Raw genomic sequence first — 12,501 nt, forward strand, 5'->3', positions numbered from 1 at the left:
TTTTGTCGGTGGGGACGTATCGCATGACAGTGGTCAGGGACTACAGGTCGCTTCTGAGTGGTTCATCTGTCTCGTCGCAGCCGGGCAAAGCTTCGTTTTATACATATTCATTTGCAAGCGAGCCGCCGTCGTACCTCAGCGAAGTTTACACGAAGCAGGGACTGGCGACTTTCACCCCATTTTCGGAGGCGCAAAAGGCCGATGCACGGACTGCGCTGTCGGCGTGGGCATCAGCCTGCGGGATTACTTTGTTCGAAGTCACCAAAGGCGTTGGGGATATCAATTTCGGGAACTATGATACTGCTGTACTAACAGGGCACCAGGGCGGTGCAGGTTTCTCTTCCTACCCCTTCAGAACTCTACGCTATGGCGATGACAGTGGTGTGTTCATAGATATCAAGTACACTGATTATTACCTCGCTTTGATCCATGAAATCGGCCACGCGCTGGGCCTAAAGCATCCCTTCTCAGGGCCGATAACGCTTGATACCACGCTTGATAATGTCAGCCATACCGTCATGAGCTATACATCGGACGGCTCAGATGGACGGAAGCTTGGCCCGCTAGACATCGCTGCCGTGCAATACCTTTATGGCACCAACGCCAATGATGGCACGCAGGTCGCCAGCTGGAGCTGGAGCTCGAAAAACGAAACACTCCACCAAACGGGCGGCGCAAACGACGATACGATTGCGGGCGTAGCGTCGCGCGATGTGATTCACGGCGGTGCAGGCAATGATCTCATCGATTCGGGTGCGGGTGGTGACACAATTTACGGAGACGATGGTGACGACACAATCAACGCGGTTGTCACGGCTGGCTCTGTCACAGTTTCTCTAAAAGGCGGAAACGGCAACGACGCTCTCGCCCTCATCCTAAAAACCTCAAGCCCAGCCTTCACGATCAACGGTGGCACGGGCAAAGACACGTTAACCATATACGCGGGTTCGGCACTCGATCTTGATCTTTCTGGTAGCAAGCTGGCAAGCACGAAGGTCACCAACGTCGAAACAGTCGACATTAAAGGCAGCGAATTCGGCGATCACATAATTGGTTCTAATGGGACTGACTTGATCGAGGGATTCGGCGGCAACGACACCATCTTTGGCTTGGGCGGCGACGACCTACTGACTGACGACGTTATCAGCGCGACTAGCCCAGTTGCAATCAACGCCGGCGATGGGGACGATACCCTTTGGATTACGCTTCCGGATCAGGCCCCCACCCGACTTTCAAGACTGATGCTGGATGGCGGCGATGGTTATGACGATTTGCTAATCGACTACAATGGCAGCAAGTCGCTAATCTTTTCACTCGCAGATTCAATCAAGGCGGGCAGTTCCCTAACTGGAATTGAGCATTACTCTATCCTTGCAGGCCCGGGCGATGATCGCCTGACCGGATCAAGGGGCAATGATTTCATCGATGGCCAAGATGGCAACGACATCTTGCGCGGCGGCAAAGGATCAGATGGCCTCAAAGGTGGTTCTGGCGCTGACACGTTCGTATTCTTTGTCGGTGACAGCGCCGCAAAACACTTCGATGCTGACGGGATCATTGATTTCAACCACGCGCAAGGGGATCGGATCGACCTTTCAGGTATTGATGCAGTTCGGAGTTCTTCCGGGGATCAAGCCTTTGCCTTTATCGGAACAAAGCCTTTCACTGCTGCTGGGCAAATTCATGTTGTAGATAGTATCGTCAATGGTCTTTACATTGAAGGCGATACCAATGGTGACGGAAAAGCAGATTTTTCAATTAATGTGCGCGGTGCCCCAGCATTATTGTTAGCCGATTTCATTTTGTAGGCAACATTACAATATAAAATTCATCCTGTTAACGTCCGAGGGCCACGTAAGGAGCAATATCCCGGGTGCGCAGCCAGAGCATCTGCTCGTTGGAGACTGAGTTGGTCAGGGCATAAAGCCCTTCCGCTTCCTCGTTGCTCAGGCCCATTTCGCGGTAGTAATCGAGGTAGACCAGATTGGCGGGGGCATCGGCGGGGTAATCGCCGGGCTGGTGCCCCGCCGCGTCCTTCCACGCGTGCACGCCGAATTCGGCATCGGGCGCAGCGCGGCGGGTGGTGCCCGCAAGGAACAGCTCCAACCCGCCCGACCGCACCGATCCGCCCGACGGGACATCGGTGGTGAGCCGATGCTCGCGGATCAGCCGCCCGAGCGCGAGGTTGGCCCCATCGTTCACGGTGCCGGGGCAATCGACGAGTTCGAGCACGCGGATGCCCGGATTCGCGGCCAGCATCTGCCGGAACTGCGCGGGCGACTTGCTATCGACTTCCCCGACCAACGCGGCGTGCGCGCCATCGATCACCGCAAACGGACCAAAGCGCGGCAGGCCCGCGATGGCCGCCGCAATGCGCTGGCCGCGCGGCACTTCGACCACAGTCTGCGTGGTCGTCACTTCGGTCCACCGCGTGCCGTGCGAATCGACCCAGGTCCGCGTCGCCACCTCCTGCGCGGACGTGGGCGCGGCGCAGACGATACTGAGCAGCAAGGCGCAGGCGATTCGCTTCATGATGCCACTATCTTCCCTCGCTGGTTGCCATTTTGCCAGCAAAAGGCGGTAAACCGCCCGTAATGCCTTTTGCCTCCAAATTGGCGGGACCGGCGCTCGGCCCCTATCGCGCATAGGGGCTGGCCCTTAGGCTGCCCCCTTGGCTGGGGGTTTGGCATGGTCGCGCTGGTATCAACGGTTGCCTATCTGGGGCTGGAAGCCCGCGCCGTGGAAGTGCAGTGCCAGATCGCGCCGGGCATTCCCGCCTTCCGCGTGGTCGGCCTGCCAGACAAGGCCGTGGGCGAAAGCCGCGAGCGGGTGCATTCCGCGCTCGCCGCCCTGGGCCTCGCGCTGCCGCCCAAGCGCATCACGGTGAACCTTTCCCCGGCAGACCTGCCCAAGGAAGGCTCGCACTATGACCTGCCGATCGCGCTGGCGCTGCTCGCGGCGATGGGCGTGGTCGATCTGGAAGCCATCGCGGAATTCGTGGCCGTGGGCGAACTCGCCCTCGATGGCCGGGTAATCGCCAGCCCCGGCGTGCTGCTGGCCGCGCTCCACGCCAGCGGGATCGAAAAAGGGCTGATCTGCCCGGCAGGCCAGGGCGCGGAGGCGCGCTGGGCGAGCGGGGTGGAAATCGTCGCCGCGCCCGATCTCATCAGCCTGCTCAATCACCTGAAGGGCACGATGCGCTTGGCCGTTCCCGAACCGGGCGAAGTGGAACTGCCGCCGCGCCGCGCCGATCTCAAGCAAGTCAAAGGACAGGAAACCGCCAAGCGCGCGCTGGAGATCGCAGCAGCGGGCGGGCACAACCTGCTGATGATCGGGCCGCCGGGTGCGGGCAAATCGCTGATGGCCTCGTGCCTGCCCGGCATCCTGCCCGAACTCACCCCTGCCGAAGCGCTCGAAACCTCGCTTGTCGCTTCGGTGGCGGGGCTGCTGGAGGAAGGCCGCATCAGCCGCGCGCGGCCCTTCCGCAGCCCGCATCATTCCGCCTCAATGGCAGCGCTCACCGGCGGCGGGCTGAAAGTGCGGCCCGGCGAAGTGAGCCTCGCGCATCTGGGCGTGCTCTTCCTCGATGAACTGCCCGAGTTCCAGCGCGCGGTGCTCGATTCGCTGCGCCAGCCGCTGGAGACGGGCGAAGTCACCGTCGCGCGCGCCAATGCCCATGTGACCTTCCCGGCGCGCGTGCAACTGATCGCCGCGATGAACCCCTGCCGCTGCGGCTATCTCGGCGATCCCGCGCTCGGCTGCAGCCGCGCGCCGCGCTGCGCGGGGGATTATCAGTCCAAGGTCTCCGGCCCTCTGCTTGATCGCATTGATCTGCATGTGGAAGTCGATCCCGTCTCCGCCGCAGACCTTGCCCTGCCGCCCCCCGCCGAAGGCTCGGACGCCGTGTCCGCGCGGGTGGCAGCGGCGCGGCGGGTGCAGACCGCACGGCTGGAGGGCAGCGGACGGCGCACGAATGCCGAACTGGAAGGCGACCTCCTCGAACAATACGCCACGCCGGACGAACCGGGCCGCAAGCTGCTGGCCCAAGCCGCCGAAGCGATGCGGCTATCGGCGCGCGGCTACACCCGGATGCTGCGCGTGGCGCGCACGATTGCCGATCTGGCGGGGGCGGAGACGATCGGGCGGGTGCATGTGGCCGAGGCGCTGAGCTATCGCCGGATTGCGCCGAGAAGCTAGCGCCCCGCCATCGCTTTCGCTTTGGCAAGATAAGTCCGCCCGATGCGCAGCAGTTCGCCATCCACCAGCTGCGCCGACCATACCCCCAGGCCATCATGCTTCAGCCCCGCGATCCGGTCTCGCCGCACAATCGTCGAGCGATGCAGGCGGATGAAGCGTTCGGGGTCGAGGCGGTCTTCGAGGCGCTGGATGGTGTGGAGCAGCAGGTAGCTGCGTGCGCCGACATGCAGCCGCACATAATCGCGCTCGGCATCGATCCGGTCGATATCGCCCGCCGCGATGCGGATGAGTTCGCTGCGGTGGGGGACCCAGAACTCTTCGATCCACGGACTGTTTGCCGGGGCTGCTTCGACCGGCAGAGCGGCATCGCGGCGCGCCAGCGCGCGATCGACCGCGCGTTCGAGCCGGTCCTGCGCGACGGGCTTGAGCACATAGTCCACCGCTTCCAGATCGAACGCTTCCACCGCGAAGTGATCGTGTGCGGTCACGAAGATCACCGCCGGGCGTTTTGACGTATTGGGCGATAGCTTCGCCAGCCCGCGCGCCACGCCGAGGCCGTCGACTTCGGGCATCGTCATGTCGAGCAGCACGAGTTCGGGGGCGAGCGCCTCGCACAGCCGCAGCGCGGCGGCGCCGTCGCTGGCAGTACCGACGACGTTCAGCGCCGGGATGCGCGCGCACAGGATCTGCATCCGCTCCACCGCCAGTGGTTCATCATCAACGATCAGCGTGCGCATCATGCCCCCCTTGTTCGCAGGCTGCCCGCACCAGCGGGATGGTCAGCACCGTGGCATAGCCGCCCGCAGGTAGCGGCCCGCTTTCGACCCGCGCTTCATCACCGAAACGCGCGGCAAGGCGGCTGCGCACGTTTTCAAGGCCGATTCCGGTGCCGCCGTTTGCGCTGGTCTTGCCCGGGCCATCATCCGCCACGGTCAGCACCAGCCTGCCGCCCGCTTCCTGCGCGGCGATGCGCAGGGTGACCGGGCGGGTGCTGGCCGAAACGCCGTACTTGATCGAATTTTCCACCAGCGGCTGAAGGATCATGCCGGGCACGCAGGCGCTTTCGAGGCTTTCGGGCACATCGAATTCGCACGCCAGCCGCTCGGGGAAACGCACCGCCTCGATCTCCAGATAGTGGCGCTGCAGCGCAATCTCGTCGGCCAGCCGCACGTCGGCGGAGGGATCACCCGCAAGGCTGTGGCGATAGAAGCTGGAGATCGTCTGGATCATCTTCTCCGCCTGTTCGGTGCGGCCAACCATGACCAGCGCGGAGAGCGAGTTCAGCGTGTTGAACAGGAAGTGCGGATTGACCTGATAGCGCAAGCTGCGCAGCTCCGCCGCCTTGGCCGCGCGCTTGTATTCACCCTCGCGCCGTTCGGAGGCGCGCGCCATTTCGGCATTGCCCAGCGCGAGATAGAGCCCGGCCCACGCGATGAGCAGGAAATAGCGGCCCAGCGCCACATCGGTGAGCTGCTTCCACAGGCCCTGATCTTCCGCCATCTTGTGGATCACCACGCTGGCCAGCTGCGGCGGGAGTTCCTTGGAGGATGACGCGGGCAGTGCAGGCGGTTCTGGCGGTGCGGGCGCGGCGGGCGGTTCAGGCGGCTCGGGCGGGAAATCGGGCATGGGCGGATCCGCCACGTCGATCAGCATATTGCCCGAAACATCGTGGCGTGTGCGCACGTCGGGCATCGGCGGCATCGCACCGGGAGCCACGCCTTGCTGCGCGCGAATCGCCTTCACCGCCGCTTCGGCCTGCGCCTGCACGGCCTTCGCCTCGCGCTCGATCATCTTGCGCTCGACCGGCGCGAAAGCCTGCTGGTTGATCGCCGCGAGCGCGACGGCGGCGGGCAGCATGATCACCAGCGCGGCAGCGATCCGCACGCCATTGCTGCGCCCATCAAACCGGCGCAGCACCGGCCAGGCCAGCAGCGTGACCGCAATGCCCGCCAGCGTGACAAGCGCGCGCCGCCACAGCAGTTCGGCAAATTCGCCCTGATACGTGACCGCCCCGCGCAGGGTGATGAGCAGGAAATAGGTGAACCACAGCGCTGCCGCAGACAGCAGCACCGCGCGTGCAGGCACGTGCGGATGGTGATCGGCAGGTTCGGCGGGAAGCGTGGCCATCCGGCTGCTTCTACGCCCAACTAGCGGACCAACGCCAGCCGGGTGGTCGAACCCGGTTGGCCGTTGGTCGATGGATCAGGCTGGCAGAAGCCCTTCCTCCGCGATCTTCTTCTTCCACACCAGCGGAGCGAGCTGGTGGACGTTCTGCCCGGTCGAATCGACCGCGACCGTCACCGGCATGTCTTCCACGGTGAATTCGTAGATCGCCTCCATGCCGAGATCGGCAAAGCCCACGACTTTCGATTGCTTGATCGCCCGGCTGACGAGATAGGCCGCGCCGCCCACAGCCATCAGGTACGCCGACTTGTGCTTGGCGATGGATTCCGTCGCCGCCACCCCGCGCTCCGCCTTGCCGACCGAGGCGAGCAGGCCGAGGTTCAGCATGGTATCGGAGAACTTGTCCATGCGGGTGGCGGTGGTCGGGCCAGCCGGGCCAACGACTTCCTCGCGCACCGGATCGACCGGGCCGACATAGTAGATCACGCGGCCCTTGAAATCGACCGGCAGCTCCTCGCCCTTGGCCAGCATGTCGGCAATGCGCTTGTGCGCGGCATCGCGGCCCGTCAGCATCCGGCCGTTGAGCAGCAGGCGGTCGCCCTGCTTCCAGCTCTGCACCTCTTCCGCCGTCAGCGTATCGAGGTTGACGCGCTTGGCCGCCGCATCGGGCGTCCAGTGCACATCGGGCCATTCATCCAGCTTGGGCGCTTCGAGGAAGGCCGGGCCGGAGCCATCGAGCGTGAAGTGCGCGTGGCGCGTGGCGGCGCAATTGGGGATCATGCCGACCGGCTTGCCCGCCGCATGGCACGGCGCGTCCATGATCTTCACGTCGAGGATGGTCGAAAGCCCGCCAAGCCCTTGTGCACCGATGCCGAGCGCATTGACCTTGTCGAAAATCTCGATCCGCAGCGCCTCGATATCGTTCTGGGGCCCGCGCAGCTTCAGCTGGGCCATGTCGATCGGCTCCATCAGCGCCTTTTTGGCCAGCAGCACGCAGTGTTCCGCCGTGCCGCCGATGCCGATGCCGAGCATGCCCGGCGGGCACCAGCCCGCGCCCATCTGCGGCAGCATTTCCAGCACCCAATCGACAATCGAATCGCTGGGGTTCATCATCTTGAACTTCGACTTGTTCTCGCTGCCGCCGCCCTTGGCCGCGACATCGACCGAGACCTTGCTGCCCTTGACCATCTCGACATGGAGAACGCAGGGCGTGTTGTCTTTGGTGTTGCGGCGGGTGAAGGCGGGATCGGCCAGCACCGAGGCGCGCAGCTTGTTTTCGGGATCGAGATAGGCGCGGCGCACGCCTTCATCGACCACATCCTGCAAGCTCTTGTCGCTTTCCAGCCGGCAATCCTGGCCCCACTGGATGAACACGTTGACAATGCCGGTATCCTGGCAGATCGGCCGGTGCCCTTCGGCGCACATGCGGCTGTTGGTCAGGATCTGGGCGATGGCGTCCTTCGCGGCGGGGCCTTGTTCGGCCTTGTAGGCTTCGCCCAGCGCGCGGATGTAGTCCATCGGGTGGAAGTAGCTGATGTATTGCAGCGCATCGGCCACGCTCTCGATGAGGTCTTCCTCCCGGATCGTCGTCATCTCTGCCATCGCTGGTTCCTTCCGCTGGTTCAGGCCCGCGCCCTGCAGGCCAATTTCGATGAACTGCCGTTTAGCCATCGACCAGCGTCATGCAAAGCGCTTGGCGCACCCGAGACGATATTCTAAGGGCTTGCGAGAACTTGGTTGCCCATGGACGGGCAGCCCATGGTCCGGATTGCGCCGGTTTGCCCGGCAAGGCACTCCGGCCCCGCGAATGAGGGATTTCATGACGGTAGTGGAAGAACGCGCCCAAGTTGCCAGCATCGAGACCGAAGGTGCCCGCCGCGCGATGATCGATAGCCAACTGCGCGTGAGCGGAGTCAACGATGCGGCCATTCTTGCCGCATTCCTTGCCGTGCCGCGCGAAGACTTCGTGCCCGAGGCGCGCCGTGCAGTGGCCTATGCGGACCGCGCGGTCGCATTGGGCGAAGGCGCGGTGCTGTCGCCCGCCCTCACCTATGGCCAGATGCTCACCGCAGCCGAGCCGACCAGCGCCGACACCGTGCTGGTGATCGGCAATCCCGGCGGATACCTCGCCGCGCTGGCCGGAAAGCTGGCCGCCAACGTCACGCTGGTCGCCGCATCGGGCGATTGGGCCAAGGCAGGCGAACATGCGCTGGTGCTGGTGGACGGTGCGATCGAAGAACTGCCCGCCGCGCTTGCCGAGGTGATCGCAGCCGATGGCCGTCTCGTCACCGGCGTCGTGGAACGCGGCGTCACGCGCCTCGCGCTCGGCCGCAAGGTGAACGGCGCGCTGGCGCTGACCGTTCTGGCCGAAGCCGATTTCGCCCCGCTCGCCGCCTTTGCGGCCAAGCCGAAGTGGAGCTTCTGAGCATCATGCTGCGCGTCCTCCGCGCCGGGTCTGCGCTGGCCGCGCTCGCCGTTGCTGCAGCCACGGCCCCGGTTCGCGCCGACGACCTGCAAGGCGCGCTCGCGGCCGCTTATGCCACCAATCCAGACCTTGCCGCCGCACGCGCTACCCAGCGCGCGACAGACGAAGGCGTGCCGATTGCCCGCGCGCCGGGCCTGCCCAGCCTTTCGGGTACGGCGACCTACACCGAATTCCTCAAGCAGGGGCCGAACAACTTCCTCGCGCCCAAGCGCGTGTTTTCCGCCGATCCGACTCTCTCCGTGCCGATCTTCTCGGGCGGGGCGGTGAAGAATTCGCTCGCCGCCGCCAAGGTCCGCGTCGAGGCCGGGCAGGCAGGCCTGCGCGGCACGGAAGCGGGCGTGTTCAGCCAGGTCGTTGCCGCCTATATGGACGTGATCCGCGACACCGCGACGGTTGGCCTCACCCGCAACAACGTGTCGGTTCTAGAGGTCAACCTCAAGGCCACCAGCGACCGCTTCGAGATCGGCGACGTGACGCGCACCGACGTCGCGCAATCGAACTCGCGCCTCGCCCTTGCCCGCGCCGATCTGCGCAGCGCAGAGGCCGCGCTTGTCGCCAGCCGCGAACGCTATGTGCAGATCGTCGGCAAGGCGCCGGACGACCTTCAGCCGCCGCCGCCACTGGCCGGGCTCCCGGCAAGCCCTGAGGAAGCGGTGCAGATCGCGCTCGACAGCAACCCGGACCTCGCCGCGGCGCACCAGCGCGCCAAGGCTGCCGGCTATGATGCCAAGGCCGCCGGTGCCGGGCGTTTGCCGACGGTCTCGCTCTATACGTCGGGCGATTACTCAACCTATTTCGGGTCGCTGGGCGGCGGCGCTGGCGGCACTGGCTTCGCCCAGAGCCAGACAACCGCGCAGGCCGGTGTCCGCGCCACGATCCCGCTGTTTCAAGGCGGGCTTCCCGCTGCGCGCCAGCGTCAGGCTCAGGCCAATGCCAGCGCCGCGCAGGAGCAGGAAATCAGCGCTGAACGGCAGGTCATCGCCAATGTCCGCTCGGCCTACACCCAGTGGCGCGCGGCGAGTGACGTGATCACGCTCAACCAGACCGCCGTCGATGCCGCCGCGCTCAGCCTTGAAGGCGTGCGCGCGGAAAACACCGTGGGCAACCGGACGATCCTCAACATCCTCGATGCCGAGCAGGAACTGCTGCGCGCGCAAGTCGGCCTCGTGGCGGCGCGGCGCAATGCCTATGTCGCGTCGTTCAATCTGCTGGCCGCGATGGGCCGCGCGCAGGCCGATGACCTCGGCTTCGATCCCGCCACGCTCTATGATCCGGAGGCGAACTATCGCCGCGTGCGAGGCCGCGTGTTCGATTGGGCGCTCGATGCGCCGTCCCCGCCTAAGGCCACCCGCACGGTTGACACTCCGGCTCAAACGGCAACAATCCCTGCACAAACTGTTCCTTAATGGTACAGGGCCCGCCGGGGGTGCCTGATTCGGTCAGGCCGGTTGGTCCAGTCGATTGATTTGTTGGGGATACGCATGCGTCAGGCTTCGGAACCTTCGGTCGAGGAAATTCTCGAATCGATCAAGAAGGTGATCGCGCGCGACAACCGCGCCGATGCTGCGCGCGAACGCAGTCGGCGTGAAGTGGCGGCAGAAGCTGTCACCCCGACCCGTGTTATCGCGCGCCCGGCCCCGCGGCAGGAAAGCCGCCCGGCCTCCTTCCCGGCGGATGTGCTCGATCTTACCGAAGTGGCCGCACAGATCCTGAACGAAGACCGCGCTGCACCCGCCGCATCCGATGACGACGAGGACGACGACGCGCCGCTGCTGGCGGAGGAAGCGGCCACGTCGATGCGTGATTCGCTGGCTGCCCTCGCCATGCTTTCGGCCCCCGGCGCTGCGCCGCAGATCGTCCGCTCCGGCGAAACGTCGCTCGAAGCGCTGGTGCGCGATATGCTGCGCCCGCAGCTGGCCGAATGGCTCGATCGCAATCTGCCGCCGATGGTCGAAAAGCTCGTAGCGGCCGAAATCGCCCGGATCGTCGGCAAGAAGGGCTAGGCAGCAAGCCCGCTCTCATGGCCAGACCTGATCCCGCGCTGCTCGATCCTGCGCGCTATCCCTTCGGCAACACCGTGACCACGCGGTTTGCCGATCTCGATCCCAACGGGCACATCAACAACGTGGCGATGGCTGCTGTGTTCGAGGATGCCCGCCTGCGCTTCATCACGGCCGTGGGCATGCCTCGCAACACGGACGGCGCGCGCTTCATGGTGGCCAACGTCAACATCGACTATCTGGCGCAGGCTTATTACCCCGCAGGGCTGGAATGCCGGGTAGGCGTGCTCCCCGGCGGGCGCAGCAGCTGGAGCCTGCGGCAATTGCTGCTGCAGGATGGCCGCCCGGTGGCGACCGCGCATGTCACGATCGTGTTCACCGATGGCGAACGGCCCCAGCCGATCGACCCCGCCTTGCGCGAAAGGCTTGATGCATGGCTGATCCGGTGAAACCTGACGAATTGACGCTGGCGCGGCAGGCGGTCGCGGGTCTGGGCGGATTTGCCCCGCAGCGCCACATCCTGCTCTGCGCCGGGCCGGACAAGGACAAGTGCGCCCCGCGCGAAGCCGGCGATGAAAGCTGGAACTTTCTCAAGCGGCGGCTGGGTGAACTCAAGCTGGGCGGGCCGCAAGGCGTGCTGCGCAACAAGGTCGGCTGCCTGCGCGTCTGCGCGGCGGGGCCGGTGGCGCTCGTTTATCCGGACAACGTCTGGTATCATTCCTGCACGCCAGCGGTGCTGGAACGGATCATCCAGGAACACGTGATCGGCGGCGTTCCGGTGGAGGACTACCGGCTCACTCCGCCGGAATAACCTGCCCTACTTCCACCAGTGATCGATGTGCTGTTCGAGGCCGTTGTCGACCGCTTCGTCGTGCCCCGTCCCGCTTGAGAGGAACACGAGCCCCATCAGCGCGGCCATCAGCATCATCGTGAAACCGATGCCCAGCATCGCCGCGATGTAGAGGTGGATCGAAACGAGGCCCAACGCCGAATAGAGATACCAGACCGCCGCCGCGATCACGACGAGGGTCAGCAGGCCCATCCAGCGCAGCAGCCGGAAATAACGGCCCCACGCAAACTGCGCATAGTCCGGATCATCGAGCGGAGAGGGGCGGACGGGGTTTGCCATAGCCAGTGCATGCGCTGTGCGTCCGCGCAAGGCAATTGCTTTCCCCGCCTGCCCTTTGGTGGCATGATCGACGAATCGGCAAGCATTGGAACGACTTGCCGCGAAAACAGCTAAGGAGGATGCCATGTCGATCGCCCTGATGATCGCCGGCCGTTCCGGAGAAGTCTGGCACTGCCACGCCGACGATCTCGTTGCCAACGCCGTTGATACACTCGCCACGCGCCGGATCGGTGCGCTGCCTGTGACCGATGCCGGAAACGCGGTGGCCGGGATCTTTTCCGAACGCGATGTGCTCTATGCCCTCAAGATCCATGGTGCCGCCGCGCTGCAGATGCGCGTGCGCGATGTGATGACCGCGCCGGTCATCTCGGTCTCGCCAGAGCAAAGCGCACTGGAGGCGCTGGCGCTGATGACCCGGCGGCGGATTCGCCATCTACCGGTGATCGACAAGGGCACGATGGTCGGCTTCGTCTCCATCGGCGATCTGGTGAAGTTCCGGATCGACCGCATCGAAGCGGAAGCGGAAGCACTGCGGGAATACATTCAGACTGCATAGCTTGAGCATC

General features: G+C 64.7%; 13 protein-coding genes. 8 read left to right on the plus strand and 5 right to left on the minus strand.

The features are described from left to right. Positions 1-23: 23 nt before the first annotated feature. Positions 24-1,808: a matrixin family metalloprotease gene (locus tag CFE35_RS04290; RefSeq protein WP_292928298.1), complete on the plus strand. Its 1,785-nt coding sequence runs from the start codon at positions 24-26 to the stop codon at positions 1,806-1,808. A gap of 28 nt (positions 1,809-1,836) precedes the next feature. Here the strand turns inward: CFE35_RS04290 and CFE35_RS04295 are convergent, their stop codons facing one another. After that, positions 1,837-2,532, minus strand: a complete 696-nt coding sequence (locus tag CFE35_RS04295; protein WP_292928299.1) for a hypothetical protein — start codon at positions 2,530-2,532, stop codon at positions 1,837-1,839. 156 nt (positions 2,533-2,688) lie between these two features. Here CFE35_RS04295 and CFE35_RS04300 point away from each other — a divergent pair, with 156 nt between their 5' ends. Then, positions 2,689-4,197 (plus strand): YifB family Mg chelatase-like AAA ATPase, encoded by a 1,509-nt coding sequence (locus CFE35_RS04300; protein WP_292928300.1) that lies wholly within the window; start codon positions 2,689-2,691, stop codon positions 4,195-4,197. On the opposite strand, the gene CFE35_RS04305 is transcribed toward CFE35_RS04300, so the two are convergent. The 3 genes from CFE35_RS04305 to CFE35_RS04315 form a co-directional block, all read right to left on the minus strand. Beyond that, entirely contained in the window at positions 4,194-4,934 is a 741-nt protein-coding gene (locus CFE35_RS04305; protein WP_292928301.1) for a LytTR family DNA-binding domain-containing protein, read from the minus strand. The genes CFE35_RS04300 and CFE35_RS04305 overlap by 4 nt on opposite strands. Then, complete coding sequence (locus CFE35_RS04310; protein WP_292928302.1) at positions 4,915-6,324, minus strand: histidine kinase; 1,410 nt, start codon at positions 6,322-6,324, stop codon at positions 4,915-4,917. The genes CFE35_RS04305 and CFE35_RS04310 overlap by 20 nt, the downstream gene beginning before the upstream one ends. A 75-nt stretch (positions 6,325-6,399) precedes the next feature. Beyond that, entirely contained in the window at positions 6,400-7,923 is a 1,524-nt protein-coding gene (locus CFE35_RS04315; protein WP_292928303.1) for a fumarate hydratase, read from the minus strand. Positions 7,924-8,140: 217 nt separating this feature from the next. Between CFE35_RS04315 and CFE35_RS04320 the strand changes: the two genes are divergently transcribed. The 5 genes from CFE35_RS04320 to CFE35_RS04340 all read left to right on the plus strand — a co-directional run bounded on the left by CFE35_RS04320 (position 8,141) and on the right by CFE35_RS04340 (position 11,617). Continuing rightward, complete coding sequence (locus tag CFE35_RS04320; RefSeq protein WP_292928304.1) at positions 8,141-8,746, plus strand: protein-L-isoaspartate O-methyltransferase; 606 nt, start codon at positions 8,141-8,143, stop codon at positions 8,744-8,746. Between the two features lie 5 nt (positions 8,747-8,751). Further along, entirely contained in the window at positions 8,752-10,212 is a 1,461-nt protein-coding gene (locus CFE35_RS04325) for a TolC family outer membrane protein (protein WP_292928305.1), read from the plus strand. Between the two features lie 75 nt (positions 10,213-10,287). Next, positions 10,288-10,809 (plus strand): DUF2497 domain-containing protein, encoded by a 522-nt coding sequence (locus CFE35_RS04330; protein ID WP_292928306.1) that lies wholly within the window; start codon positions 10,288-10,290, stop codon positions 10,807-10,809. 17 nt (positions 10,810-10,826) lie between these two features. Further along, positions 10,827-11,255 (plus strand): thioesterase family protein, encoded by a 429-nt coding sequence (locus CFE35_RS04335; protein ID WP_292928307.1) that lies wholly within the window; start codon positions 10,827-10,829, stop codon positions 11,253-11,255. After that, a complete protein-coding gene (locus CFE35_RS04340; protein WP_292928308.1) occupies positions 11,240-11,617 on the plus strand; it encodes a (2Fe-2S) ferredoxin domain-containing protein in 378 nt (125 codons plus the stop codon). The genes CFE35_RS04335 and CFE35_RS04340 overlap by 16 nt, the downstream gene beginning before the upstream one ends. Before the next feature lie 6 nt (positions 11,618-11,623). Here the strand turns inward: CFE35_RS04340 and CFE35_RS04345 are convergent, their stop codons facing one another. Then, entirely contained in the window at positions 11,624-11,935 is a 312-nt protein-coding gene (locus tag CFE35_RS04345; protein ID WP_292928309.1) for a hypothetical protein, read from the minus strand. A gap of 124 nt (positions 11,936-12,059) precedes the next feature. On the opposite strand from CFE35_RS04345, the gene CFE35_RS04350 reads away from it, so the two are divergent. Beyond that, positions 12,060-12,491 (plus strand): CBS domain-containing protein, encoded by a 432-nt coding sequence (locus CFE35_RS04350; protein ID WP_292928310.1) that lies wholly within the window; start codon positions 12,060-12,062, stop codon positions 12,489-12,491. Positions 12,492-12,501: the final 10 nt, after the last annotated feature.

Source organism: Novosphingobium sp. PASSN1, from assembly GCF_002278815.1.